This window comes from Psychrobacter sp. PL15, from assembly GCF_035984995.1.
GTDB lineage: Bacteria > Pseudomonadota > Gammaproteobacteria > Pseudomonadales > Moraxellaceae > Psychrobacter.
Genome location: NZ_JAXCIB010000001.1, coordinates 204147 through 230953, shown reverse-complemented (window position 1 = coordinate 230953; position 26807 = coordinate 204147). Strand labels below are relative to the sequence as shown.

The window sequence follows — 26807 nt, the reverse complement described above, 5'->3', positions numbered from 1 at the left end:
TTAATTGCCATCTAATGACACAGACAGCAACGGCGTCTCGTCTTGCAAGGCGCCGTTATAACACTTAAATTCAAAAATCAGAGCCTTACTTGTTAAATTACAATCGCTACTTCTTGATTGAAGTTAAACCCTTACTAAAAACTAGGCTTTTAATAACTTACCAATAATATCGAGGCCTTCTTGCAGTATTTCATCTTCAACAGTCAGCGGCACCATGATGCGAATGGCATTGCTATGCATACCACAAGATGCTAATAATAAGCCCTGCTCAAAGCACTTCTGCTTTAGATTAGCAGTGGCATCAGCATCTGGCTGGCCGTCACTGTCAATTAATTCAAAAGCCAGCATGGCACCTTTATGGCGGATGTGACCGATGCTGCTAAGATTTAAGTCTTTTAAGAATGACTCGATTTTGTCGCCAATCTCAATACTGCGCTCAAGTAAGTTTTCTTCTTCGATAACTTCTATTACTGCTAAAGCCGCTACACAAGCGAGTGGGTTACCCGCATAAGTACCCCCTAGGCCACCGATTTGCGGTGCATTCATGATATCAGCACGGCCAATAACCGCAGATATCGGATAACCACCCGCTAAACTCTTGGCGCTAGTCATTAGGTCGGGCTCAACACCCAGTTGTTCAGTAGCGAATAAGGTACCGGTTCTAGCAAAACCGCACTGCACTTCATCAAAGATCAACACGATGCCGTGCTCATCACAGATAGCGCGTAACGCTTTGGCAAATGATGGCGTAACTTGATGGAAGCCGCCCTCGCCTTGTACCGGCTCAATAATCATCGCTGCTACTTCACTCGGATCAATTGAGGCCTGAAAGATCATCTCAAGGCTATGTAGCGCTTGCGCCTCAGTAACATTGAGCTCTTCAGCAGGAAATAGCGCATGAAACACAGGACCTGGCATTGGACCAAAATCTTTTTTGTACGGAATAACCTTACCGGTCAAGCTCATGCACAATAATGTACGACCGTGCCAGCCACCAACAAAGGATATAACCCCTGGACGACCTGTTTTTGCGCGAGAGATTTTGACTGCGTTTTCGACTGCTTCAGCACCAGTGGTTAAAAAGAAAGCTTTTTTGTCACCACTAATAGGCACGGCTGCACAAAGCTTTTCAGCGAGCTCAACATAGCATTCATAATTGATCATTTGCGCGGCAGTATGGGTGAATTTATCTAGTTGCTCATGCACACGCTGAGTGATTTTTGGATGGCTATGACCGGTATTAAGTACTGAAATACCGCCAACAAAGTCAATATAACGATTGCCTTCTACATCCCAAATTTCCGAGTTTTTTGCTTTGGCAGCAAATATAGGAAACGCCACACCAAGTCCGGTCGGTAAAACCGCTTTACGGCGTTCAAGCAAAGATTGATTGGTAATTTTAGTCGTAGTCATGAGAACGTCCTTTTCTTTATATTTAAAATAAGCGCTATTTAGTTAACAGCGGCGCATATAGTAGGCGCTAAATGATAGAAATCAGTCATATCCTTTAGCGCCTTGAAACTAAGTTGATTACTGGGCTAAATGAGCAAGACTAGCTGATATCAGAGCACCAGTATTTGGTGACAACATATTCTTCTAGACCATATTTTGAGCCTTCACGGCCAAAACCTGACTGCTTAACGCCACCAAATGGGGCAACCTCAGTTGAGATCATGCCAGTATTATGACCAACCATACCGTATTCTAGGCCTTCAGTGACCCGCCATGCGCGCGCAAAGTCGCTGCTATAAAAATAAGCTGCCAAACCATAAATCGTATCATTAGCGGCGCGGATAGCTTGTTCTTCGGTCTCAAAGACAAATATGGAGGCGATAGGACCAAAAATTTCTTCGCTAGCGATATCCATACCCGTGCTGATGTCAGTAATAACAGTGGGATTAAAGCTTAACTCAGAAGCATCATTGGTGTCGCCGCCAGTTACTAACGTCGCACCCTTATCAAGCGCGTCTTTTAGAAGTGCCTGAACTTTTTCTAGCGCATCTTTATTGATCAAAGGACCAATATCAACGCCTTCAGTCATACCATTACCGACTTTAAGTGCTTCTACTTTTTTGACAAAAATCTCTAGGAACTTGTCTTTGATACTGGCTTGTACGTAGACGCGGTTGGCACAGACACAAGTCTGACCAGCATTGCGATACTTGGAGGCGATTAAGCCATCAGCCGCTTTTTCTAAATCGGCATCGTCAAATACGATGAAAGGAGCATTACCACCAAGCTCTAGTGACAGCTTTTTGATGGTTGGTGCACATTGTGCCATCAAGGTGCGACCCACTTCAGTAGAGCCAGTAAATGATAGTTTTTGAATGCGAGCATCACCGGTTAAAATATCGCCGATGACCGAAGATTTACCGGTGACGACTTGGATAACGCCAGCAGGAATACCCGCTTGCTCAGCCAATACGCCTAACGCGAGAGCAGAAAATGGGGTAGCAGTGGCAGGTTTGATAATCATGGTGCAACCAGCAGCCAGTGCCGGAGCCGCTTTGCGAGTGATCATTGCTGCCGGAAAGTTCCAAGGGGTAATAGCCGCACAAACGCCTACTGGCTGCTTTAGAACGACATAGCGTAGCTGCGATTTGGCAGACGGAATCACATCACCATAGACCCGCTTACCTTCTTCAGCGAACCAGCGGATGAAGCTATTGGCGTAGCCAATCTCGCCGCGTGATTCACCCAATGGTTTACCTTGCTCAGCAGTCATTAAGATAGCTAAATCTTCTTTATTGTCATCAATAAGATCAGCCCACTTCTGTAATAGCACCGAACGCTCTTGAGCAGTTTTTGCCGCCCATGTTACCTGTGCTTCATGAGAATGAGCGACGGCGTCATTGATGTCTTGATCAGTTAGGCTTGGAACAGTACCGATAATCTCGCCGTTGAATGGATTAGTCACATCGAGAGTGGTGGCATCACTAGCATCATGCCAACTGCCTTTAATCAGGCATTGATGTTTGAGTAAGTCTGGATTGGCTAATTTTAATGTGGTTGTTGACGTAGTTGTTGACGTAGTTGTTGACATAGTGACGTTCCTTGTTAGTAAGCTGGGCGCTTACTTATAATTATTGATGAAGTAAGTGGCGAAAAATTGGCTATAGATAAAACGAATATTAATGAAACAGTGAACATTGTCCTCATTAAACTATTATAAATAGACTGTTGTGCACAAATACTTATTGATAATCGACAACTTGTTTAATATACTCTTAGTTCAGTATGCTGAATAATAATTCTCTATATGAGACATCATTATAAGAATGATGTGACGTACTTTGCAACCCTTATTACTATTTTTATTAGCGCTTTAGCTTGATTCTTACTTACCTTGTTATTTTTCTTCACATTTATAGGCGACATATGACTACGACTGCCGTGCCAGCATTAGAAAAAACCTTCCAGATTTTGGACTTAATAACTGCCAGTCCGCAGCCATTAACTGCCGCCCATATCGCCAAACAGTTGGGGCTTGCTCGTAGCTCAACTCATAACATACTGCAAAGTCTACTGACCAAGCATGTCATTTACAAAGACGGGGACAGTCGCTTTCATTTGGGCTCATACTTGCTTTATTGGGCGGGTGAATATGAGCAGCGACAAGGGGTCATACAGTTGTTTAAGGAGCTTATTGTACAATATCCTATTCTGCTTCAGCATACGGTTACCTTATCCAAGCTAGACTTGGGAGAAGTGGTATTCTTGGCTTGTCACGAATCCCCTGCTCCGTTAGGCTTTACTTTCCGCTCAGGTGTGCGCGTGCCTGCAGTATTTTCAGCAACAGGCAAAGCAATGCTTTCAACTTTATCTATGCACACCATCAAATCATTGTATGAAGATAACTTCCCCGAGCCACTCACACCCAATGGTGTAGACAATTTTGACACCCTCTCCACTGAGCTGGCAGCTATTCATAGCAGTCGTATCTCACTTGATGACGGTCAACTGCGCGATGGCATGTACTGCTTAGGTACTTATATTCGTAATGCCTCGGGGAAAGCCACTGCAGGTATGGCCGTGAGTTTTTTACAAGCAGAGTACGAGTCTAAGCGCGATGAAGTCAGCGCTGTATTGATTGAGTTAGCGGAACAAATGGAACAGCGTTTAGGGTTTACGCCTGTCCGCTTAGCATAATATCGTCTTATGGAAAATCACTTTAAAACAATTCGCAATCGATAGACGTAACCCAAAGAAAAAGCCAGATACTAACCATATCTGGCTTTTTCTAATTCCTAAACTTCTAAACCCTCACTTTATTTTGGGACGGGACAGCGCTATATATTCAAGGGTTATACATTTAGTATTCTTATAGTCAATGAAAAGTAATATCGATACATAACCTACTGCTGGCATAAGTTTTTCTTGCTTGCTGTGCCTACTCAGACAGAGGCTGCAAAAAGCTTATACCAGCAGTACCGTCGCGTTTTAAGGTATTTTAACTATAGCTCATAAACGCTTAAACAATACCGTCCGCTTTTAGCTTAGCGATCATCTCACTATCGTAACCAAGCGCTGCGAGCGTGCTATCGGTATGTTCGCTCAGACTCGGCGGTGGCGATCGGTACGTGACAGGTGATTCAGATAGTTTGATGGGGTTGCCTAATGCTCTGACTGGGCTGCCTTGTGCCGTAAAATCAATCACCATTTCTCGAGCCTGTGTTTGCGGCATGGCTAAGGCTTCAGAGACATTATGAATCGCACCACTCGGAATGCCTACTTGCTGCAAAACCTCTAACCAATGTGCACGCGACTGTTGTGCAAACTTATCCACTAGCCAGCCGCATAGCAACTCACGATTGACGACCCGCGCAGGATTGGTAGTAAAACGGCTGTCCTGCTGCCAATTGACATCTAAGACCTGACAAAGCTTGGCAAACTGTTGATCATTACCACAAGCCAAAATAAAATGTTGCTCGCCCGCAGCCAAGAACACTTGATAAGGGACAATATTGGGATGTTGATTGCCCAATCTTGGTGGCACCTCGCCTGAGGCTAAATGATTCATACCAACATTGGCCAGCAGCGCCAATGCACTATCAAATAACGCCACATCAACTTGCTGTCCACGTCCAGTATGTTGCCGTGCTAACAGCGCCGCTTGTATGCCGATAGTGAGCTGCAGTCCGGCAAACAAATCTACCACTGCGACCCCGACCTTATGCGGCTCACCATCGCTAGGCCCAGTGATACTCATCAAGCCTGACAAGCCCTGAATAATATAGTCATAGCCTGGTCGCTTGGCATCAGGTCCTGTCAATCCAAAACCAGTCAATGACGCGTATATTAAACGTGGGTTGGTCTGTTTAAGACTCTCGTAGTCCAAACCGTATTTTTGCAAACCCCCGACTTTAAAGTTTTCCACCACAATATCGCTATCAGCGGCGATTTTTTTGATAATGGTCTGTCCCGCTGGAGTGGTTATATCAACAGTGAGTGATTTTTTATTGCGGTTGATGGTGGCATAGTATGCTGAGGTATCATCGCTAAAAGCTGGCGGTGCCCAATGACGGGTCTCATCACCGATACGTGGACGTTCAACCTTAATCACTTCTGCCCCCAAATCAGCTAAAATTTGAGTACATGATGGTCCGGCCAACACTCTAGATAAGTCCAGCACCTTGATACCGTGCAATGCACCTCGTGCCGCTTGCTTATTATTAGCGTCGTTACTACTATTATCTTTATTGCTATTAGAATCATTATTAGTATTACTGCTAGGCTGCTGTTGCTCAGTCTGCGGCGATATTATGGTCATAATATTCCCTTATTTAGTCGTCCTTTAACCTCTAATCGGTTTCTCAACCTATTTTATTGTGCTTTTGTACTGAGGGCTTTCATTATTTATATCAGTCTTAATAGTGAGCCACAAAAAAACGTACGTTACTGAATGCTAAGTGCTGAATGAACAGCTAAACAGTGACGTACGCTAGTAGTTGGTGATTGGCAGTAATTTAAACACTGCTAAACACTCATACAAAACACCTTATGCAAAATATAAATTAATAAAATGCTTGGATACCTGTTTGAGCACGGCCTAGGATAAGAGCATGGATATCGTGTGTGCCTTCATAAGTGTTGACCGCTTCTAAATTCATTACGTGGCGAATAATATGATACTCATCAGAGATACCGTTACCACCATGCATGTCACGGGCAACCCGAGCAATATCTAGCGCCTTACCACAGTTATTACGTTTAATCATTGAAATCATTTCAGGCGCAGCATTGTCCTCGTCCATCAAACGTCCGACACGTAGCGCCGCTTGTAGACCTAGGGTAATTTCAGTTTGCATATTGGCAAGTTTTAACTGTACCAATTGGGTGGCCGCTAGCGGACGTCCAAATTGAATACGATCAAGGGTGTACTGGCGCGAAGCCTTCCAGCAAAAATCAGCCGCGCCCATCGTGCCCCAAGCAATGCCATAACGGGCTTTATTTAAGCAACCAAAGGGACCTTTGAGGCCGCGAATATCTGGAAAAGCATTGGCTTCAGGGACGAATACTTTGTCCATAACAATCTCGCCAGTAACTGAGGCACGTAACGAGAATTTACCTTCAATTTTGGGAGCAGATAAGCCTTTCATACCTTTATCTAAAATAAAGCCACGAATCAAACCTTCATCATCTTTCGCCCAAACCACAAATACATCGGCAATCGGACTGTTGGTGATCCACATTTTGTTACCGGTCACCTCATAGCCGCCAGCGACTTTGCGGGCGCGCGTTGACATCGATGATGGATCTGAGCCTGAGTCCGGTTCAGTCAGACCAAAGCAGCCCACGTATTCGCCAGTCGCCAGTTTAGGCAAATATTTTTCTCTTTGCTCTTCAGTACCATATTCATGTATTGGATGCATAACCAAACTTGATTGCACACTCATGGCTGAGCGATAGCCTGAATCAACCGCTTCCACTTCTTTGGCGAGCAGACCATAGGCAACACTCGACAAGCCAGCACAGCCATAGCCGTCAATCGTGACGCCTAGCAAGCCCATTTCACCCATTTGACGCATAATATTGCGATCAAAATGCTCATTACGGTTGGCTTCAATGATGCCCGGCATTAATTCTTTTTGAAAAAACTGGTGGGCAGTATCGGTAACCATACGTTCTTCGTCGGTCAACTGATCGCGCAATAAAAAAGGGTCTTCCCAATCAAAACGTGGACTAGTAGAGTTTGCCATGCTGTGCTCCTTGGTGTCAGTCATCCTGACTGACGAATAGTATTTTGACTTATCTGAATGTTTGACGCTGACTTAATACTTTAAAGGCTTAGTAGTTTAAATATTTAATACTGTAGATATTTTCACTTGAATAATTTGTTCTGCTATGCGAAACTTAGTTTCATAATATGAACCATTTAAGCAGAAATCAGGTCTGCTGTAAACCTTTATCCTAATATATGGTTATAAAATGACAAAACACCTAGCAACGCCCGTATCGCTGTTAGATCAAATGAATGACAGGCTGGTCCAAAGCAAAATAGCTGAAGATCGGCAGTTCGTCACCGCTCTTGGCCGCGGATTGACATTGCTGGCTGCATTTGAACATCATGAACAACTCAGCCATCAGCAGTTATGCCAACTGACCACTTTGCCAAAAGCGACCGTTACTCGCCTAATCTATACCTTGATGACGCTTGGTTTTTTGCGGACGATGGCGCATGGACAGTATCAATTGGCCAGTAGCGCAGTGCGACTGAGCGCTCAAGCGTGGAGCCGTCATGATGTGGTGGCATTTGCTGAACCACTATTACGCCAATTCGCCACACAAAATGAAGTATCGGTGAATCTGGCCAAAGAAATCGAAGGTGAAATGCGTTATTTAGCCTGTTACCGAAGCCCAGCACGTCTATCGGTAAACTTGCAAGTGGGCTCAGCGGTACCGATCGCTCGAACCGCTATAGGGCGCGCGTTTTATGCCGTCAGCTCATCTACCAGACAAGCGGCAATTACCTCCAATCTGCAAGCAAGTTTATCTGTCGAAGATTTTGGACCAGCACAAACGGCGTTAACTCATGCATCGCAGTATTATGAGACTCATGGCTATACGCTGTCCGATGGCGAGTTTTCTACAGATATTCTGGCAGTGGCAGTCGGTGTCTTTGATGTAACAACTGGACACTATGCTTATTCACTGAATGCTAGCGTGCCCCGTGCCAACTGGGAAGCAGAAGACTATGTGGCGATGATTGTACCCAAGTTACAGGCACTTGCTGAGAGGATTGATCGCGGAGCATAGAGAGCTGGAAAAGAAAATATCATTTGCCGTTAACAAAAAACGTATCAGACTACCGCATTGATCCATCACAACATGAGCATGTCGTTACTCAATTATTCCTGGGCCGTGATATCATAGACGTATAACATGCGCGGCAATTATAAGTTAAGATTAAAACCGGCTGAATTCTGAGTCATCAATACTGATGGTTGAGATAGGCCGCTTTTATCTATCATTAATAATTACTGCGTTTTTTAATATCTATGTTTTATAGTTGAGCGTTGCTATGGCCGAATCTCGTACTGATCTGAACCCCAAATCCAAACATAACTCTTCTTATCTGACTGGTATGTTACTGCGTTATGGCACTTTTGGCGCAGCTGTACTGCTGTTGGTAGCGGGGCTATTATTAACTAACTGGTGGCTAATAATTATTGGCGGGTTGGGAGTAGGTTTGGGTATTTATGACTTGCTGCAATCAAAGCATGCCATATTAAGCAACTACCCGGTCGCTGGTCATATTCGCTATGTACTTGAGGACTTTCGCCCTGAGATTCGTCAGTACTTACTTGAAGATGACAAAGAACAAGTGCCGTTTTCACGTCAACAGCGCGCACTGGTTTATCAGCGCGCCAAAAATGTCAGTGATACCAACGCTTTTGGTACCCTAGACAACTTGTATGCTCATGGTAAAGAGTGGTTTTTACAATCAGCAATCAGTGAACCGATAAAAAACAAAGACTTTCGTATTATTGTTGGCGGTGAGCGTTGTCAGCAGCCGCATGATATGTCGGTGTTTAATATTTCAGCGATGAGCTTTGGCAGTCTATCTGCTAATGCCATTATGGCGCTGAATCAAGGCGCAAAAATTGGCGGCTTTACCCATGATACTGGTGAAGGTGCAATCAGCCCTTATCATCGTAAGTTCGGCGGCGACTTGATTTGGGAGCTGGGCACAGGTTATTTTGGTTGCCGTGATGACAAGGGTGATTTTGACCCGCAGTCCTTTGCTGAAAAAGCGGTTGACCCACAAGTAAAAATGATTGAAATCAAACTGTCACAAGGGGCCAAACCTGGTCAAGGTGGCGTACTGCCTGCCGGGAAAATAACCCAAGAAATCGCTGATACCCGCCAAGTGCCGATGGGGCAAGACTGTGTTTCCCCCTCCTCGCACCCCGCCTTTAGCACCCCGCGTGAGCTAGTCGCGTTTTGGCAACAGCTGCGTGAACTATCAGAAGGTAAACCAGTCGGTTTCAAATTGTGTATCGGTCAGCCTTGGCAGTTTATGGCGATTGTAAAAGCTATGATTGAGGCCGATAACTATCCTGATTTTATTGTTATTGATGGTGCAGAAGGCGGTACCGGTGCGGCACCTGTTGAGTTTATGGATAGCGTCGGTATGCCGATGGTCGATGGCTTTTTATTGGTACACAACACCTTAGTCGGTGCTGGTATTCGTGACAAGATTAAGCTTGGGGTTAGTGGCAAGATCATATCAGGTTTTGATATTGCCCGCCTGTTAGCTTTGGGGGCAGATTGGTGTAACTCTGCCCGTGGCTTTATGTTTGCGGTTGGCTGTATTCAATCGCGTACCTGTCATACCAACACCTGCCCTACCGGCGTTGCAACCCAAGATCCTTATCGTCAAAAGGCGCTCGATGTGCCCAGCAAAGCGGATCGTGTCGCCAGCTTCCATAAAAACACCCTCAAGTCTCTTGCAAGTATTGTTGGCGCGGTTGGTCTGCAACACCCCAGTCAACTGCAGCCTTATCATATTGCTCGCCGTTTAGATGATGGACAAATAAAACTTTTATCCAAGTTCTTTTATTTTGCCGACAAGGGAGCACTACTTAATAATAGCGCCCGTGCGGATGTGTTTAATCAAATGTGGGTGATGGCAAGTTCTGATAGCTTTTTAGCCAATAATGATGCCCTAATTGCTTATAATAAAGACTCGCGTGATAAAGGCAAAGAAACCAGTGCGACAGCGGAACAAGGTCTTGGAAGTTTTGCCAACATCACTGACGGTGGGCGTTTAATCGGTAATGTCAACAACACTTTTCGCGACTTTCCACCTACAAGCGACTAAATAATACACATTAGGCACTATTGAGTCATTAAAATAGACAAACTCTGTCCACCTAATAAAAGATAAGTTATTGATGCCAAGCTCCATTTTTACGTCACCCTACTCTCTACTAACGGTAGCGCTAGTTGCATTGAGCATCAGCGCCTGCCAGCCCACAGACTCAGATACTAGCAGTGCATCAACATCAGAATGGTCCTGTCAAACGCAAAAGATACCATTCGCTTATAGCGCTTGTCACATAAATGCGCAAGCGTTAACTGACGGACGCTACTCGCTACAGCTGTTTTGGCAACAGACCAAAAGTACGCAACCGTTACTGACCTTTGATCAGCTATTGGCCAGCTTACCACCGTCGCAAACTCTTGCCTTCGCAATGAACGCTGGCATGTATAATGAACGCTATGCGCCAATTGGCTATACGGTTATTGAAGGTGAAGAAATACGCGCGTTGAACCTCAATGAAGGGGGCGGTAATTTTCATTTACTGCCCAATGGCGTAATGTGGTGGAATAAGGCAGGTAATATTCAAATCACTGAAAGCCATGAGCTGCAACAACAGTTAGAACAAGGTACCGCTAAGCCTTGGTTTGCGACTCAATCAGGACCTATGCTGGTCATCGATGACGCTATTCATCCACAGTTTAATCCTGATAGCACCTCACTGAAGTTTCGCAATGGTGCTGGGGTCTGTACGGATGGCAGTATACAGTTTGTTAACAGCGATGAGCCGGTAAGCTTTTATGAATTCGCTGCGCTATTTAAAGACAATCTCAATTGTCCAAACGCGCTATTTTTAGATGGCGGTATTGCCTCAGCCTTATATGCGCCAAGTATCAATCGTCATGATAAAAAAGAGATGGGCGTAATAATAGGGGTAGTTGATTCAAAGAATTAGTATTCTTCTATGCCTAGTCTTATACCCGACTGTATCTGTATCTGATTGAGACCTTGTACTTGTTAATAGATTGTACTTAATCATATACGCCACTTACTTGTAGTGCTTTCGTTACCAACATATAGCTACCGATTATTAGCGTATATAAATAGAGATAAAAAATAATGCCGCAGCGCTAAATGACCGCTGTCTTTAGGATCAATTTTTACAGTAATATATTGTCCCGCAGTTAAATCAAGTTTATTGAAATCGATACTTTGATCGCTGTTTTGCTCATTGTTTACTGAATTACTATTCACTGGAACAGCCGTAAACGCGGCAACGTCAGTAGCAGTCATTATGATTTCATAACGACTGCTTTTTTATAATTAATATTTCATTAAGAAGCTCATTGAGTGAGGCCAAATGCTTAAGTTAACGTGCTAAATAAGCAGTCATTTCCTCGACACCATGTAGGGTCATGGGGTACATATGATTATCGAATGTTTTTTTAATTTCCGTAATGGTTTGCGTATATGACCAATAGGTGGGATTTTCGGGATTGAGCCATGCTACTTTATCAAAATGCTCAAGTACCCTTTTTAACCAGACCACCCCAGCTTCATTATTCATATACTCAACGCTACCACCCACCGTAAATAGTTCGTAAGGTGACATCGAAGCATCTCCTACAAATATTACTCGGTATTCGCGGCCATACTTATTTAATAGCTCATAGGTTGGTATGCGCGCGCTGTGACGACGGTCATTATCCTGCCAGACGTAATCATACAAACAGTTATGGAAATAAAAGAATTCTAAGGTCTTAAACTCATTCTTAGCTGCAGAAAATAGCTTTTCTAGCGCCTCGATGTGCATATCCATACTACCGCCGATATCAAACAACATCAGCACTTTGACCCGGTTACGACGTTCCGCTTGCATATGAATGTCGAGCACGCCTTTTCTGGCAGTCTGCTTGACGGTTTCATGGATATCTAGCTCATCGGCACTACCTGTGCGCGCAAACTGGCGCAGATTACGTAGTGCCATCTGAATTTGACGAGTACCAAGTAAATAATCATCATCTAGATTGCGATATTTACGCTGTTCCCAAACTTTAGCAGCGCTGCGTTTACGTGACTCACCGCCGACACGCACCCCTTCTGGATGATCACCATACGCACCAAATGGCGAAGTACCACCTGTACCGACCCATTTACTACCGCCTTGATGACGCTCTTTTTGCTCTTTTAGGCGTTCCTCTAGTGCTTTCATCAGCTCTTCAAGCGAGCCATATTTTTTGAGTAAGCGCCGCTGCTCTTCAGTCAAATTCTTAGGATCAAGCTGTAAATCTAACCATTCTTTGGGAATGTCAGTCAGCTTTGCCAATAGCTTATCAGTGTCTAGACTATCGACACCTTCAAAGTAATCTGCCATTGCCCGATCAAATTTATCAAAGTGACGCTCATCTTTCACCATACACAGCCGTATGAGGCGATACATATCCTCACGGCTGGCAAATTTGCGTAACTCCAGATCGTCCGGATAATCAGGGTGTGGCTGCATCATCAGCCCTTGTTCCAACGCGGCATTTAGATCGAGCAGTTCGCGCGTGCTGACGGGCACTCCATAAGTACGTAAGGTATAGAACAGTTTAATAAACATAAAGCACGCATCACTTATTGGCTAATTTGATTATGACTTAGCATTTAGCATTCATCGACTTGAATGACTTAATTTTATTACTTAAATTAAATGACTTAACTTAAATCGTGGCTATATTACGATTTAGCCAGCTATCAACGGCGCATCATATTAGCAAAACGCTGCAATAAATTAACATCGGCTTCGTTCTTAAGCAATGCACCATATAGCGGTGGGATAGATTTTTCGCCGCGTAAATTTTCTTCCAGCTCTGCTTGTGCCATATCATCAGCAAGTAACAGCGTTAACCAATCAACTAGCTCTGAGGTGGATGGCAGCTTTTTTAGTCCTTGAATATTACGCAGTTTATAAAAAACATCCAGCGCATCATTGACCAATTTTTCTTGAATATTAGGGAAATGCACATTAATAATTTGACGCATGGTTTGCTCTTCAGGGAAGTCGATATAATGGAAAAAACAGCGACGCAAAAATGCATCCGGTAGCTCTTTTTCATTATTCGAAGTAATGATCACTACTGGACGCTGTTCGGCAGTGATTGTTTCGCCGGTTTCATAGACATAAAATGACATTTTATCAAGTTCGTGTAGCAAGTCGTTTGGAAACTCAATATCGGCTTTATCAATCTCGTCAATCAATAGTACACTGCGCTCATTACTGGTGAAAGCATTCCATAGCTTACCTGGCTTGATATAATTACCAATCTCATAGACCTTATCATCACCCAATTGTGAATCTCGTAGACGTGATACAGCATCGTATTCGTACAAGCCTTGCTCAGCCTTGGTAGTCGACTTTATATGCCAGGTGATCAGCGGCATACCTAAGCTGGCAGCGACTTCTTCAGCAAGTAAAGTCTTACCTGTGCCAGGCTCACCTTTTATTAATAACGGCTTTTGCAAGGTTATCGCAGCATTGACTGCCAATTGTAAATCATCGGTGGCAATATAACTTTCGGTACCGGTAAAGCTCGGTTTAGCAGTGGTCATAATCAAATCTCATTCATTGTTATTAATATTGAAGGGTGTCATTACAAAAGAGCTTTGATGCATCACATAAAGCGCATGGCTATAAAACATTCATAATGAGTAAATTAAGCAAGCAATGATTAAGACTAGCACAGCAGACCTGAATGCCAAAGTACTCATACGTTCGCAGTTTTTGACGACAATGCCTGATTATTACACATTAAAAAATGACTTATAGTTAACAACTATAGTCAATGAAAAGTAATATCGAGACATAACCTACTGCTGGCATACGTTTTTCTAGCTTGCTGTGCCTACGCAGACAGAGGCTGCAAAAATCTTATATCAGCAGTACCCTAGCGTTTTTAAGGTATTTGAACTATAGCCTCTAGTTAATAACCTCTAGTTAATAGCCTTTAGTTAATAACTATAGTTTTAACTGCCATGGTTATTAACTGCCATAAAAAAAGACACGCTTCGGTGTCTATTAATCTACTCTTTCTCATCAAGCTATCCTAGATCATTTTACTTGTCTAGAACAGCTCCTGATATATTGATGACAATAACTAAAGCATTATGTAAAAAATCATGGCTCTTTGTCTATCAAATCATTATTAGCTATTACTGTAGGCTTTTTAACCATCGGTATCTTAGCACTGTCTTTTTTAACGGTGCTGTCTTTTTTAATAAGAGTACTTTTTTGTAGCTCACTGTCTTTTTGTAGATTGATATCAGTAGTAGGAACAACGGCCAGTAACGGCTCATCAGTATCTGTTATTAGATAATTACCCGTCGCCAGTTGCATAGTTGCTTGGGTGTCTTCAGCAGTGTACCGACGTGCTTTGGCTAAGCTCGACTCAATAGCACCACGTATAAGCTGCCAGACAAAACCGATGAATAAGCCTACCACTAGCACTACCAGTATAGGTAGCGCATTGGTGACAGCAGTGGCAATATCCTTCATCATAATCGCATAGATAACACTGATACTTGCTGGCGCAAGCAAACTGGAGTCACCAAGCGCAGTACTGGGAGATAATAAAACTGCAAATAATACCATCCAACTCATACCACCGAGCGGGCGTGGTAACATTCGTGCGACCAGTACCCAGAGTATCAATACTATAATAGCGCCGCCCAGATAGGCATACATCGGTAGGTCGGCGGGTGGCACGTCTTTGACCATCTGACTCCACCAAATGACAATCTCGCCGAGAATGTCACTGATAGTTTCTAGTGGTAAGATTTGTAGAAGATTTTTTATCCAGTCCATGCGTGTTTACATACCTACGTCTATAAGTCGCTAGTTTATCACGAGTTTATACCAAAATGCGTAATGCCCGTTCTTCGGCAGATCTTCGGCAGAGTCTTTGTAGCGTACTTGTGACTCGTTATGACTGCTCATACCGCCCCTATTTGATCCAGTAGTAGTCATTGTTGATATGTCGATGACCATAGAGACTCTATAACAAGCGGCTAGATAACAAGCGGCTAGTCGTAAATGTTATCTTGGGCCTCGCGAGCGCGCAGCTCTGCTTGGCGAATCATCACATCTTGTGGCGGCATTTGTACAAAATACCCTTGCGAAATTAGCTTGGCCAGCACCTCTTCTTTATCAACACGAGCAAGTGTTGGTGTGGCACTCAAGTCCAGATGCATCACAAACTTACTGACGCCTAAACCAGTGCGAAAATCTTTAGGCAATACGCCTAGCCAGTCCTTGAGCTCATCCGTATCATCAGGATAGTCAGGACGCGCAATATAAACATACAGTTCATCACGCTTGGTAAATTTATAAATATCGCAATGCATAAAAATACCCTATCGAACCTCAAAAATTAAAACCAAATGCGGATTAAGGTAACCATTAAAACGGCCATCAAAACGCTTATGAATAACGATGTGCTAGCCTAGCATAATTTACTTTATTATCAATAGTCGCTTTACGTATCAGCATCCGGTATTGAGTAGATGCTTTAGTATAGTGAATCTAATTTATTATTCTGTGCTTATTGTTCTATGTTTATTATCCCATTAGGTCATTTAGCCGACTTCCGTAACTGAGCTGACTGCTACGTCTTATAAATCAACAACCAGACGTAAACCCTTACGTCTTCTTCGTTTCGGTACTTAACCTCTATAAAATAATGCTATTTTGCTAACTTTATCGATTTTAATCCATTTGATGACTTGTAAAACGGTGATGAACCTTCCATAATAAAAGCGTTTTTCAGGAGAGAGTATTATAGCAAGACGCCGCGTTTATTGTACGCAGCTCAGCCGTCACTATTTGCTATGAGACCACCGAAGGCGCATCTACCCTGCTAATCGCTCAGGTAAAAGGACTGAAAAACACATGCCTGCTATATTTATTTGCTTTCTGCAATAACTCATATCATCGCATAACAAATCTGGAGAGCGGTAAGGACGGACGACGCCTTACCCACCGAAGGGGAGAAAATGCGTTACCATATGCTTTAGGCTTATGAGTTTTAAGCTTATACTAAAGCTGACTCATATTGAGTATGCATCTCATATTGAGTGTGCATAAAGTATGGAACGTGTTGAAAATCTCAGGTCACAGGACAGATAGGGCTTTTGTTTAAACTGACGTTCAGCGTCTGTTTTGCTCACGGCTTTATTGTTTGTGCCACCTTTTATCGTAATATTTGCACCTTGCAAGCTTACTCTTCATACTGACAACGACCATCGTATATCATACTTACTGAGTACTGATGGCGTAAACATAAGGATTTGTTATGACCGATACTCATACCCAAAACACTAACGATCAAGCACCTCAGCGCACCCCTCTTTTCCAGTCTCATGTTGATAGTGATGGCAAACTGGTGGATTTTTCTGGCTGGGAATTACCTATTAATTACGGCTCGCAAATCGAAGAACATGAAGCAGTACGTAGTGACGCCGGTATGTTTGATGTCTCACACATGGTCATTGTCGATGTTAAAGGCGCGGACAGTAAAGCGTGGCTACAAAAACTGCTGGCCAACGATGTCAGCAAACTAAAAATCGTTGGCAAAGCCTTGTATTCTCCTATGCTCAATGAGCAAGGTGGCATCATCGATGATTTAATCGTCTACTTATCAAATAGCGACGGAACGGCATACCGTATCGTATCAAACGCGGCTACTCACGATAAAGACATGGCACAGTTCGAAAAAGTTGCTGAAGACTTTGACGTTGAGCTAACTGAGCGCACAGAACTTGCTATGCTTGCGGTTCAGGGACCAAATGCGGTTGAAAAACTGGCACAAGTCAAACCAAGTTGGGCCGATACCCTTGCTGGACTAACGCCGTTTGTTGGCGCTGACCTAACTGATATCGAAGGTTCAAACTGGTTTGTCGCTCGTACCGGTTATACTGGTGAAGATGGCGTTGAGGTTATCATGCACGGCGATGATGCACCGGCATTTTTTGAGCAACTAAAAGCCAATGGTATCAAGCCCGCCGGTCTTGGCGCTCGTGATACGCTACGTATGGAAGCGGGCATGAACTTGTATGGCCACGATATGGACGAGACTATCAGTCCTTATGACTGCAACATGGGTTGGACGCTGGCCCTTAAAGATGACCGTGACTTTGTGGGTCGTGACGCGCTAGTTAATAAGCGCAAACAAGCCAAAGATGACAATACCGCGATGAAACAAGTTGGTCTATTAATGACCACTCGTGGCGTTCTACGTGAAGGCATGGCAGTGACCATCAACCAAGGCACTGATAATGAGCAAACTGGCGTGATTACTAGCGGTACATTCTCTCCTAGTCTTAAAAATTCTATTGCCATCGCGCGTGTACCTGCTGGCTTATCAGACGATGACCATGTGCAAATTGATTTACGCGGTAAAGGCAAATTTGTCGATGTCCGTGTCCTCAAACTGCCTTTTGTTCGTAACGGTAAACAGCAATTCGATTGATTTTAGTGTTAACTACGGTTAACTAGTGCTATTTTGTTGTGGATTAATCAAGGTTTTAATTAGTACCTCCAATTAGTACCTCCAATTGAGACTTAGATTAACCACCGCCTATAATTGGCTTTTATGATGTTTTAATATTTTCTACTAACCAGCCTCTATAATTTAGGAGAGACACTATGAGTAATGTCCCAGCAGAATTAAAATATATCGCCAGCCATGAGTGGCTACGCCTTGAAGACGACGGTACTATCACTGTTGGTATCACTGACCACGCTCAAGATTTACTAGGTGATGTGGTATTTGTTGAGTTACCAGAAGTTGGTGCCAATATCACTGTTGATGAAGAAATCTCAGTGGTTGAATCTGTAAAAGCGGCGTCTGATATCTATGCCCCTATTTCAGGCGAAATTATTGCAGTCAACGAAAGCCTCGATGATGACCCTGAAATCATTAACTCAGACCCATATGGTGAAGGCTGGTTCTTCAAAATGAAGCCTGATAACATCGAAGACTATGAAGCGCTAATGGGTGCTGAAGAGTATGAAAACGAGCTATAGTCCTCTTCTTTAGTATTATGACTTACTAATAATAGTATAAGCAGCATAAGTTATTGCAAAATTGCAGATATTGACGCCAGTTGATATCTGCCACTATTCAACAATATCCAGTATCCAACCACCGGCATATTATTTATGCTTATAGTGTTTAATGAACACCGCTCGACAGTATTTATAGTTCGTTGTTGTCATCTATTTTACGCCCATTATCTTACTACCCTGCTCTGGAGTCACGTATGAAACCAGCCGATACTAGTGTCAACCAAAACGATGCGGTCGATGCCAATAACCTACCATCATCTCATCAGGCCTCCAAGCAGAAAAGTGCTATTGTGGCTACAGACAAAGCAACTCACATAGCGATGCCTAACCATACACCCCAGCTACAAGCGTTTCGAGAAATTGTGGAGTCACGCCGTTCAGTACGACGTTTTACCGACACCCCCATACCTGACGATGTACTCGCAGACTGTCTACGTTTAGCGATGCTAGCGCCCAACTCTAGCAACCTACAGCCTTGGGAGTTTTATGTCATTGATAGTGCTGACAATCGTAAGCTCGCCATCAAAAACTGTATGAATCAAAATGCTGCTAAAACTTCCGCACGCTTGATAGCAGTCGTGGCACGCACTGACACCTGGTATGATCATTCTAAGCAGATTTTACGTGAATTCCCAATGTCGCCAGTACCCAAAAAAGTCAAAGACTACTACACTAAGGTAGTGGCCATGGACTTTATGCGGGGACCCGTCAATGTGGTATCAGCGGCCAAATGGGGTGCGATCCAAACCATCAGACGGGTAAAAGGGCCAATCAAATCGCCTTATTATACCTTTGAAGATGTCAAAAACTGGGCGACTAACAATACGTCATTGGCCGCCGAAAACCTAATACTGGCCTTGCGGGCACATGGGTTCGATAGTTGTGCAATGGGTGGCTTTGATGAGCCGGCGATGAAGCGATTATTAGGCTTAACCGATGAGCACCATATTGTCATGATGCTTGGTGCCGGTGAACGTGCCGATAAAGGTATTTACCACGAACAGTTTCGCTTTGACCAACAGCAATTTGTACATCATGTATAGACTATTTTTAACAAATTAAACCCCTGTATTTAAATCGACCATGCCCATTTTTTATTCATTATTTCATTTATTATTTATTATTTCATTTATTAAAAGTCACTCTATTTATTAACTATGTAGTGAATCAAATATAAAGCGGTTACTAGAAGACGAGTAAAACTGTCGCTGGCTTATAAAATCAGGGACAGTCAACGAGTTCGTTATCATAACTGCCCTATAAGTGGCCCACTATGTTATAAATTCTACTAAGGACTGTCATGACTACCTCTCAAAGCCCGACATTCGATACTTTCAAAGGTTTATTCAACGAATCTGAATTCGTCTATCGTCATCTAGGGTCTAACGATGACAAACAAGCCGCAATGCTAAAAGCAGTCGGTTATGATGATATGGCTAGCTTTATCAATGATACTGTGCCCGAAGCCGTACGCTTAAAGAAAGAAATTGACCTACCGCTAGCTATGAGTGAACACGCTGCGCTTGCTAAGCTGCGTAAGATGGCTGATAAAGTGACAGTTAATAAAAGCTATATCGGTCAAGGCTACTCGCCAGTACGTATGCCTGCTGTTATTCAGCGCAACGTGCTAGAAAATCCAGGTTGGTATACGGCTTATACGCCTTATCAAGCTGAAATTGCCCAAGGTCGTCTAGAAGCGCTACTTAACTTTCAGCAAGTTTGTATTGATTTGACTGGTCTTGAAATGGCAGGTGCCTCATTACTTGATGAAGCAACCGCTGCTGCTGAAGCCATGGCCATGTCAAAACGTATGAGCAAAAGCAAATCAATTCAGTTCTTTGTTGATGAGCGCATTTACCCACAAACGCTAGACGTTATTCGTACTCGCGCCAAATACTTCGGTTTTGAAGTGGTCGTTGGTGATTTTGAGCTGGCTAAATCTGGCGATTACTTCGGTGCATTGTTCCAATATGTCGGTACAGAAGGCGATGTTAAAGATTTAACTGACGTTATCAGTGCCGTGAAAGAAAATAAAACGTATACCTCAGTCGTCAGCGACATCATGAGCTTGGTGCTATTAAAGTCACCTGCTGATATGGGTGCAGACGTCGCCTTAGGTAGCACACAGCGCTTTGGTATCCCTATGGGTTATGGCGGTCCACATGCGGCTTATTTTGCATTTTCTGATAAAGCAAAACGCTCAGCACCAGGTCGTATCATTGGGGTTTCAATAGACTCAGAAGGCAATACTGCTCTACGTATGGCGCTACAAACACGTGAGCAACATATCCGCCGTGAGAAGGCCAACTCTAACATCTGTACGTCACAAGTATTGCTTGCCAACTTAGCGGGCATGTATGCCGTCTATCATGGTCCAAGTGGGGTTAAACGCATTGCTACTCGTATCCATGCCTTTGCAACTGCCTTTGCTGATGTTATCAGAAATGCTAGTGATGACAAGTTAAGCGTCGTTCATAATCAATTCTTTGATACCGTCGTGGTTGACTGTGGTTCAGAAAATCTTGCGACTCAAATTTTTGAGAATGCAGACAATGTTGGTTATAACTTGTGGCGTCTTGGCGCTACTAAGCTTGGCGTTGCATTTAGTGAAACCAGTGACCAAGAGGATTTCTGTGTTTTAACCCAACTGTTCGTTAGTAAGTCACATGACTTACCTGCAGATGCTAGCGTGTCATTAGATGCTGCGCATTTACGTACTGATGCTATTTTAGGTCATCCGGTCTTTAACTCATATCACACCGAACACGAAATGCTGCGTTATTTAAAATCTCTAGAAGACAAAGATTTGGCGATGAACCGCAGCATGATTGCGCTTGGTAGTTGTACCATGAAGCTCAACGCGACCAGCGAGATGTTACCTATCACCTGGCCTGAGTTTGCAAACGTGCATCCTTTTGCGCCCCTTGACCAAGTGTCTGGCTATATTGATATGATTGATAGCCTACAAGAACAACTAAAAGCCATCACTGGTTTTGATGACGTATCTATGCAGCCAAACTCTGGTGCCTCTGGTGAATATGCCGGTATTCTAGCTATCCGCCGTTATCATGAGTCATTAGGTCAAAGCAATCGCGACATATGCCTAATCCCAATGTCTGCGCATGGTACCAACCCTGCAACAGCAATCATGATGGGCATGAAAGTGGTCGTGGTTAAAACCGATGACAATGGTAACGTTGATATCGCTGACCTAACGGCTAAATGTGAAGAGCATAGCGCCAATCTTGGTGCCTTGATGATCACTTATCCATCAACGCACGGTGTGTTCGAAGAAGGCATCCGTGTCATGTGTGACCTTATCCATGAGCATGGTGGTCAGGTATATATGGATGGCGCAAACATGAACGCCCAGGTCGCTATCATGCAACCTGCTGACGTAGGCGCAGACGTATTACACATGAACTTGCACAAAACTTTTTGTATCCCACATGGCGGCGGTGGTCCAGGTATGGGTCCTATCGGTATGCAAGCGCATTTGGCACCTTTTATGGCCAACCATACGCTCATTCCAGTCCATAATGCACAAAAGGGCTGTTCAGCAGTATCTGCGGCTCCTTATGGCTCAGCGAGTATCCTACCAATTTCATGGATGTATATCGCTATGATGGGCCGTGATGGTCTATTAGAGGCTACTAATCTTGCGCTATTGAATGCCAACTATGTTGCCGCTGAGCTTAAAGACCACTACCCTGTGCTTTATACGGGTAAAAACGGTCAGGTAGCGCACGAATGTATTATCGATATTCGTCCACTAAAAGAAGCGACTGGCATCAGTGAAAGTGATATTGCAAAACGCTTAATGGACTATGGCTTTCACTCCCCAACCATGAGCTTCCCCGTATCAGGTACTTTAATGATTGAGCCCACTGAGTCTGAATCAAAAGAAGAGATTGATCGTTTTGTTGAAGCGCTAAAATCTATCAAAGCAGAAGCGTTAAAGGCCAAAGCGGGCGAAGATGGCTGGACCTTTGATAACAACCCATTGGTTAATGCGCCGCACACTGCAGCGATGATTACTAAAGACGAGTGGTCGTATCCATACAGCCGTGATACTGCGGCATTCCCACTACCTTATATTCGCAATAATAAGTTTTGGCCAAGTGTGGCACGTATCGATGATGCTTATGGCGATAAGAACTTAAGATGTTCTTGCCCAAGCATCGAAAACTACATGTAGTTTTCGATGACGAACGGCTCAATGAGTGGTCTTATATAAATACAAAAATAAACCTCCAAGTCAGCAGCTGATTTGGAGGTTTTTATTTTGCCTATTTTCTGATACTTAATTCATTAAATAGCTTTGTAGCAATTCACTCTGAAACAGATATAGTTAAAATACCTTAAAAACGCGACGGTACTGCTGGTATCAGCTTTTTGCAGCCTCTGTCTGCGTAGGCACAGCAAGCAAGAAAAACGTATGCCAGCAGTAGGTTATGTATCGATATTACTGTTCATTGACTATACAACAGGCTGGGATAAATTTTATAATATCTAGAGTAGTAGAAGAGCCCTAGGTGACTATCAGTGCATTAATTTTATTGAGTATTAACGCTATAGCGTTTTTACAGCTATAGCGTTAATACTCAATATAGTAAAAATAGTCATCCATCTATCAAATGAAACAACTGATCACATCAAACGACCTCTATGGAATTACACATGCAGCAAAAGAATCGTACTATTCTGATTCATGGCTTACATCAAACTATAAGGATTATGCGGCCACTTGCTAAGCGCTTACAAGCGCAAGGACTCAATACTCATCAGTATGGTTATCGTAGTGTGCGTGATGGGATCAGGACCAACAGTCAGCGCTTAAATACGTGGCTTGAGAATCATCATAATCCTGATCAACCAATCGATCTGGTCGGTCATAGCTTAGGCGGACTTATTATTCGCGACTTTGTCACTCATTATCCGCAGTGGCAAATTGGACGCTGCGTGACGCTCGGTACGCCGCACATTGGTAGTGTCTGTGCCGATTATATTTGGCGCTTGGCCCCAGCCATCGTTGGACAATCATACATCGATGCCTTGGATGGCACAGTGGCGCCATTACCTGAACATATCGACCTTGGCGTGATTGCTGGTAATCGCCCATACGGTTTGGGACAATTATTTTTGCAGCATCATAAACGTAAGTTACGTAAAGCAAATGATCCATCGCTAGAGGATCATCTGGTACACGATGGCACGGTATATGTGAAGGAGACTAAACTTGCCGCTGCCACTGATCATCTGATCCTACCAGTCTCCCATACCGGCATGTTGGACAACCCAACAGTTGCTGAGCAGACTGGATATTTTTTGCAGTATGGAGTATTTAAGAGATAATAGTAATCAAGCGTTAATAGCGACGGTTAGGCCAAAACAGGATTGGTGTTTATATTAAGCGCTGGCACCCATACCCTGCTTCAGTTCAACCTTATGCGCTTCAATCACGGGAATCAAGGTTTGCATTACCCACTCATTGCGCCAACCCTTTAACCCTGATGGTAACTCACCTAGATCTTGATCGAAGGCAATAACTTCATACAGCTGACCCAACCATTTTTTACGCATCAAAACATTAGCAGGTACAGCGATTTGCTCTGCTTGCTTATCCACTGCTTCTTGTACCGCTTTAGATAAGACTTTATTTTTTGAGCGATAAGGCGGTAAGAGACAAGGCGGATGCTCAACGGGCGCAAGCATTTTTGCCTTATTAATAATAATCATCAACTCCTCACCATATAGACGCAACATACTACGATGCATGGTGGTTTTATGGGCCAGCTCGCGCATATTACTTGGCTTCTCGGTAATAATTTCACGCACGGCTTGTTTTTTAATGACAAAAGTACGGGGTTGATTGGTCGCGCGCGCCAACTCTTCGCGCCAAGTAGCAACTGCCTGTAATATCGCCATTTGCTGCGAGTTATAGCGATAATCAGCCATAGTCAGATACATGGCGTCATCTTCGACATGCTGGTTGTTGTATAAATCTTGGGCATATAGCTGGCAATCGGCCCACACATAGTCAAAGAGTCCTTGCGACTTAAGCGCGTGCTCGAGACTCAAGTATAACGCCGGCAAAAAGCGTACATCATCAATCGCGTATTGCTCTTGCTCTTCTGATAATGGGCGCATAAGCCAATCAGACTGGCTTTGTTCTTTATCAATATGCATATCCAGCTGATCATCAAGCGCTTGCTGATAGCCCATTTGTAATTGTCCAGTCAAATAAGACAAGGCAATTTGAGTATCAAATATATTGGTCAACGGCGGGCAGCCAGACAATAAGTAAAAAATACCTAAGTCTTCGCCACAAGCATGCCAGATAGCAACATCAACTTTGATCAGGGCTTGCCACAATTCATCCAGTTGTAGTTGCGGTGCGTCTAACAAATAAATATGACCACCGGTATTCAGCTGCACCAGTGCCAAGCGTGGATAATAAGTGTCACGCTTAATGAACTCAGTATCTAACGCCACCCGCCCGCAACCTTCTAACGCAGCAATAACCTCATCGATCTGGTACTGCTGTTTTATCCAGGTAACGGGCAATTCATCAGCGACATCTAACAGCGCATCAATATCAGGCTCTGTTGGTAATACTGCTAAGTTTGAATCTGTTGCTACATGCGTCTGATTGCCATTAGTGGCATCATCAATAGCGTCAGCAGCGATGGTGGGTGAAGAAGTGTTAGCTTGGGTGCTAAAGGTAGAGTGGTCAGACACGGGCAGATACCTGCATAAATAAAAGAGAAAAAACACTAATCAATCGCCACTGCTGTTTAGCACATGGCGATTAGCATTTATAAGAAGGAGATAATCGAGTTAAATAAATAGCTTCAGTATAACAATATCGTCGTCTAAGATGGCAAACTAACCATCGAAAAATTCATTGGATCTTATGTTTTGATAGCACGCTCTTGATAGTACGACTACCAGCGAGCGACTCACACAATGTGCTGAGCGATTATAAAAAAGAGCGATTTTGTAATGCTTGGCCAAGAGTCATGCTATCAAGATACTCAAGCTCGCCACCCATCGGCACGCCTTGCGCTAGCCGAGTAACTTTACCGACGTGACGGCTCACCGCTTCACTGATAAAGTGGGCGGTGGTCTGCCCTTCAACGGTGGTACCGGTCGCTAATATTAGCTCCTCAACAGGCTCTTGCTTTACCCGCCATACCAGCTGTTCAATATTTAAATCATCCGCGCTGATACCATCAATCGGTGATAAATGCCCACCTAACACAAAATAACGCCCACGATAGCCTGCAGTCTGTTCAATAGCCATCACGTCAGCAGCGGTCTCGACCACGCATAATAAATTATCATCACGGCGCGGGTCTTGGCATAGTGGACAGATACTGTCGTCACTAAAGCTATGGCAACGCTGACATTCAACGATATCGCGCATCGCTTCATCGAGCGCCTGGGCAAGCGCCATTCCTTGTGGGCGTTTTTTGGTAAGCAGATGTAGCGCCATACGCTGAGCACTCTTTTGGCCAACCCCAGGTAAAATACGCAGCTGCTTGACCAGCTGATCAAATTTGGCAGTAAGCAAAATGACTTCCTCTATAAACAATATAATTTTTAGACATTTTAAATATAGTTGATTTACTTTAGAACAAATATAATGTGGCGAAGAGAAATTAGCGCCGCCTCTGAAATAGCAAAGCCGAGCCGCAAGCAACAATGTTTTTGCCAGCCGTACGTGACTGTTAATATGACTATTAGTGTGGCTAACAGCATAACGATTAGCGTCACGGGTTAACCTACCTGTTTGATTGCTTGAATATTAACATGACGGGTATCAGCATTATTAGGTGCTAACAACAGTAAAACAGATAGACGGTAGAATCTAAAACAATACCTATAAAAATGGGGTCATATCGTCTAGATAACAACCCCATTTTCATACTTCAATACACTGTGTTTAATCCAAACTAAAGCTTAGAACATACCTTGCATACCTGGTGGTAGACCCATACCTTGGGTTGCACCAGTCATGGTTTCTTCATATAACTCGTCCGCTTGACGTACTGCGTCATTAATAGCAGCGGCGATTAAGTCTTCAATCATATCCGGCTCATCCTCTAACAAGCTTGGGTCAATAGTTAAGCGCTTGACCACATGACGACCGGTCATAGTAACTTTAACCAAACCACTGCCTGCTTCTGCATGAACTTCTTTGTTGCCAAGCTCTTTTTTTGCAGTCTCAACATTGGCTTCGACTTTCTTTTGCATGGTTTGTGCTTGTTGCATTAATGCTTGAATATTCATAATAGTCTCTTATATGATCATGGATTTATGGTGACTAACTTATAGTAGCGGGTTATGTAGCGATAGCTTAGTGAGCTACCTTGATTCTTATAACCTTGATTCTTATAAGCTGGTTTGTAATGACATAGTTTCTTAGTGCTAAAA

The 26807-nt window shown here is 43.6% G+C and carries 21 protein-coding genes and 2 riboswitches; of the genes, 9 read left to right on the top strand and 12 right to left on the bottom strand.

Going from position 1 to position 26807, the window contains the following annotated elements; translation table 11 throughout:
* Positions 1 to 141: 141 nt before the first annotated feature.
* Both gabT and RCH20_RS00895 read right to left on the bottom strand, forming a co-directional pair.
* Entirely contained in the window at positions 142 to 1413 is a 1272-nt protein-coding gene (gene gabT, locus RCH20_RS00900) for a 4-aminobutyrate--2-oxoglutarate transaminase (RefSeq protein ID WP_209956648.1), read from the bottom strand.
* 139 nt (positions 1414 to 1552) lie between these two features.
* Positions 1553 to 3043 carry an NAD-dependent succinate-semialdehyde dehydrogenase gene (locus RCH20_RS00895; protein WP_327192257.1) on the bottom strand — a complete coding sequence of 497 codons (1491 nt, stop codon included), beginning with the start codon at positions 3041 to 3043 and terminating at the stop codon, positions 1553 to 1555.
* Between the two features lie 335 nt (positions 3044 to 3378).
* Here RCH20_RS00895 and RCH20_RS00890 point away from each other — a divergent pair, with 335 nt between their 5' ends.
* Positions 3379 to 4149, top strand: coding sequence for an IclR family transcriptional regulator (locus RCH20_RS00890; RefSeq protein ID WP_209956782.1), 771 nt, complete (start codon positions 3379 to 3381; stop codon positions 4147 to 4149).
* Between the two features lie 322 nt (positions 4150 to 4471).
* Here the strand turns inward: RCH20_RS00890 and RCH20_RS00885 are convergent, their stop codons facing one another.
* Both RCH20_RS00885 and RCH20_RS00880 read right to left on the bottom strand, forming a co-directional pair.
* The gene (locus RCH20_RS00885; protein ID WP_327192255.1) at positions 4472 to 5770 is read right to left on the bottom strand and encodes a CaiB/BaiF CoA transferase family protein; all 1299 of its coding nucleotides are present in this window, start codon (positions 5768 to 5770) and stop codon (positions 4472 to 4474) included.
* Positions 5771 to 6014: 244 nt separating this feature from the next.
* Positions 6015 to 7199, bottom strand: coding sequence for an acyl-CoA dehydrogenase (locus tag RCH20_RS00880; protein ID WP_327192254.1), 1185 nt, complete (start codon positions 7197 to 7199; stop codon positions 6015 to 6017).
* Between the two features lie 229 nt (positions 7200 to 7428).
* Here RCH20_RS00880 and RCH20_RS00875 point away from each other — a divergent pair, with 229 nt between their 5' ends.
* The 3 genes from RCH20_RS00875 to RCH20_RS00865 all read left to right on the top strand — a co-directional run bounded on the left by RCH20_RS00875 (position 7429) and on the right by RCH20_RS00865 (position 11219).
* Complete coding sequence (locus RCH20_RS00875; RefSeq protein WP_327192253.1) at positions 7429 to 8256, top strand: IclR family transcriptional regulator; 828 nt, start codon at positions 7429 to 7431, stop codon at positions 8254 to 8256.
* Positions 8257 to 8521: 265 nt separating this feature from the next.
* On the top strand, positions 8522 to 10324 hold the full coding sequence (locus RCH20_RS00870; protein ID WP_209956776.1) for an FMN-binding glutamate synthase family protein: 1803 nt from the start codon (positions 8522 to 8524) through the stop codon (positions 10322 to 10324).
* Between the two features lie 73 nt (positions 10325 to 10397).
* Entirely contained in the window at positions 10398 to 11219 is an 822-nt protein-coding gene (locus RCH20_RS00865) for a phosphodiester glycosidase family protein (protein ID WP_327192252.1), read from the top strand.
* Positions 11220 to 11344: 125 nt separating this feature from the next.
* On the opposite strand, the gene RCH20_RS00860 is transcribed toward RCH20_RS00865, so the two are convergent.
* From RCH20_RS00860 to RCH20_RS00840, 5 genes are all read right to left on the bottom strand, one after another.
* Positions 11345 to 11557: a hypothetical protein gene (locus tag RCH20_RS00860; protein WP_327192251.1), complete on the bottom strand. Its 213-nt coding sequence runs from the start codon at positions 11555 to 11557 to the stop codon at positions 11345 to 11347.
* A gap of 76 nt (positions 11558 to 11633) precedes the next feature.
* A complete protein-coding gene (locus tag RCH20_RS00855) occupies positions 11634 to 12866 on the bottom strand; it encodes a vWA domain-containing protein (protein ID WP_327192250.1) in 1233 nt (410 codons plus the stop codon).
* 134 nt (positions 12867 to 13000) lie between these two features.
* A complete protein-coding gene (locus tag RCH20_RS00850; protein WP_327192249.1) occupies positions 13001 to 13855 on the bottom strand; it encodes an AAA family ATPase in 855 nt (284 codons plus the stop codon).
* A 565-nt stretch (positions 13856 to 14420) separates the two neighbouring features.
* Positions 14421 to 15107, bottom strand: coding sequence for a hypothetical protein (locus RCH20_RS00845; RefSeq protein ID WP_327192248.1), 687 nt, complete (start codon positions 15105 to 15107; stop codon positions 14421 to 14423).
* 218 nt (positions 15108 to 15325) lie between these two features.
* Positions 15326 to 15646, bottom strand: a complete 321-nt coding sequence (locus RCH20_RS00840; protein ID WP_209956771.1) for a YcgL domain-containing protein — start codon at positions 15644 to 15646, stop codon at positions 15326 to 15328.
* Between the two features lie 409 nt (positions 15647 to 16055).
* A riboswitch (glycine riboswitch) is annotated at positions 16056 to 16192 on the top strand.
* A 43-nt stretch (positions 16193 to 16235) separates the two neighbouring features.
* Positions 16236 to 16433, top strand: a riboswitch (glycine riboswitch).
* Positions 16434 to 16593: 160 nt separating this feature from the next.
* Between RCH20_RS00840 and gcvT the strand changes: the two genes are divergently transcribed.
* The 5 genes from gcvT (at position 16594) to RCH20_RS00815 (ending at position 23723) form a co-directional block, all read left to right on the top strand.
* Positions 16594 to 17769: a glycine cleavage system aminomethyltransferase GcvT gene (gene gcvT / locus RCH20_RS00835; protein ID WP_327192247.1), complete on the top strand. Its 1176-nt coding sequence runs from the start codon at positions 16594 to 16596 to the stop codon at positions 17767 to 17769.
* Between the two features lie 176 nt (positions 17770 to 17945).
* Positions 17946 to 18326: a glycine cleavage system protein GcvH gene (gene gcvH, locus RCH20_RS00830; protein ID WP_209956769.1), complete on the top strand. Its 381-nt coding sequence runs from the start codon at positions 17946 to 17948 to the stop codon at positions 18324 to 18326.
* A gap of 362 nt (positions 18327 to 18688) precedes the next feature.
* Positions 18689 to 19411 carry a nitroreductase family protein gene (locus RCH20_RS00825; RefSeq protein ID WP_209959012.1) on the top strand — a complete coding sequence of 241 codons (723 nt, stop codon included), beginning with the start codon at positions 18689 to 18691 and terminating at the stop codon, positions 19409 to 19411.
* Positions 19412 to 19668: 257 nt separating this feature from the next.
* Entirely contained in the window at positions 19669 to 22566 is a 2898-nt protein-coding gene (gcvP, locus tag RCH20_RS00820) for an aminomethyl-transferring glycine dehydrogenase (RefSeq protein WP_327192246.1), read from the top strand.
* A 482-nt stretch (positions 22567 to 23048) separates the two neighbouring features.
* Positions 23049 to 23723, top strand: a complete 675-nt coding sequence (locus RCH20_RS00815; RefSeq protein WP_327192245.1) for an esterase/lipase family protein — start codon at positions 23049 to 23051, stop codon at positions 23721 to 23723.
* A gap of 54 nt (positions 23724 to 23777) precedes the next feature.
* Here the strand turns inward: RCH20_RS00815 and RCH20_RS00810 are convergent, their stop codons facing one another.
* The 3 genes from RCH20_RS00810 to RCH20_RS00800 all read right to left on the bottom strand — a co-directional run bounded on the left by RCH20_RS00810 (position 23778) and on the right by RCH20_RS00800 (position 26663).
* Entirely contained in the window at positions 23778 to 25109 is a 1332-nt protein-coding gene (locus tag RCH20_RS00810) for a ribonuclease D (protein WP_327192244.1), read from the bottom strand.
* Between the two features lie 241 nt (positions 25110 to 25350).
* The gene (gene recR, locus RCH20_RS00805; protein WP_209956765.1) at positions 25351 to 25944 is read right to left on the bottom strand and encodes a recombination mediator RecR; all 594 of its coding nucleotides are present in this window, start codon (positions 25942 to 25944) and stop codon (positions 25351 to 25353) included.
* A gap of 389 nt (positions 25945 to 26333) precedes the next feature.
* Positions 26334 to 26663 (bottom strand): YbaB/EbfC family nucleoid-associated protein, encoded by a 330-nt coding sequence (locus RCH20_RS00800; RefSeq protein ID WP_209956764.1) that lies wholly within the window; start codon positions 26661 to 26663, stop codon positions 26334 to 26336.
* Positions 26664 to 26807 lie beyond the last annotated feature (144 nt).

Coding starts and splice junctions, on each gene's coding strand:
- gabT (WP_209956648.1), bottom strand. CDS start 1,413: ATGACTACGACTAAAATTACCAATCAATCTTTGCTTGAACGCCGTAAA.
- RCH20_RS00895 (WP_327192257.1), bottom strand. CDS start 3,043: ATGTCAACAACTACGTCAACAACTACGTCAACAACCACATTAAAATTA.
- RCH20_RS00890 (WP_209956782.1), top strand. CDS start 3,379: ATGACTACGACTGCCGTGCCAGCATTAGAAAAAACCTTCCAGATTTTG.
- RCH20_RS00885 (WP_327192255.1), bottom strand. CDS start 5,770: ATGACCATAATATCGCCGCAGACTGAGCAACAGCAGCCTAGCAGTAAT.
- RCH20_RS00880 (WP_327192254.1), bottom strand. CDS start 7,199: ATGGCAAACTCTACTAGTCCACGTTTTGATTGGGAAGACCCTTTTTTA.
- RCH20_RS00875 (WP_327192253.1), top strand. CDS start 7,429: ATGACAAAACACCTAGCAACGCCCGTATCGCTGTTAGATCAAATGAAT.
- RCH20_RS00870 (WP_209956776.1), top strand. CDS start 8,522: ATGGCCGAATCTCGTACTGATCTGAACCCCAAATCCAAACATAACTCT.
- RCH20_RS00865 (WP_327192252.1), top strand. CDS start 10,398: ATGCCAAGCTCCATTTTTACGTCACCCTACTCTCTACTAACGGTAGCG.
- RCH20_RS00860 (WP_327192251.1), bottom strand. CDS start 11,557: ATGACTGCTACTGACGTTGCCGCGTTTACGGCTGTTCCAGTGAATAGT.
- RCH20_RS00855 (WP_327192250.1), bottom strand. CDS start 12,866: ATGTTTATTAAACTGTTCTATACCTTACGTACTTATGGAGTGCCCGTC.
- RCH20_RS00850 (WP_327192249.1), bottom strand. CDS start 13,855: ATGACCACTGCTAAACCGAGCTTTACCGGTACCGAAAGTTATATTGCC.
- RCH20_RS00845 (WP_327192248.1), bottom strand. CDS start 15,107: ATGGACTGGATAAAAAATCTTCTACAAATCTTACCACTAGAAACTATC.
- RCH20_RS00840 (WP_209956771.1), bottom strand. CDS start 15,646: ATGCATTGCGATATTTATAAATTTACCAAGCGTGATGAACTGTATGTT.
- gcvT (WP_327192247.1), top strand. CDS start 16,594: ATGACCGATACTCATACCCAAAACACTAACGATCAAGCACCTCAGCGC.
- gcvH (WP_209956769.1), top strand. CDS start 17,946: ATGAGTAATGTCCCAGCAGAATTAAAATATATCGCCAGCCATGAGTGG.
- RCH20_RS00825 (WP_209959012.1), top strand. CDS start 18,689: ATGCCTAACCATACACCCCAGCTACAAGCGTTTCGAGAAATTGTGGAG.
- gcvP (WP_327192246.1), top strand. CDS start 19,669: ATGACTACCTCTCAAAGCCCGACATTCGATACTTTCAAAGGTTTATTC.
- RCH20_RS00815 (WP_327192245.1), top strand. CDS start 23,049: ATGCAGCAAAAGAATCGTACTATTCTGATTCATGGCTTACATCAAACT.
- RCH20_RS00800 (WP_209956764.1), bottom strand. CDS start 26,663: ATGAATATTCAAGCATTAATGCAACAAGCACAAACCATGCAAAAGAAA.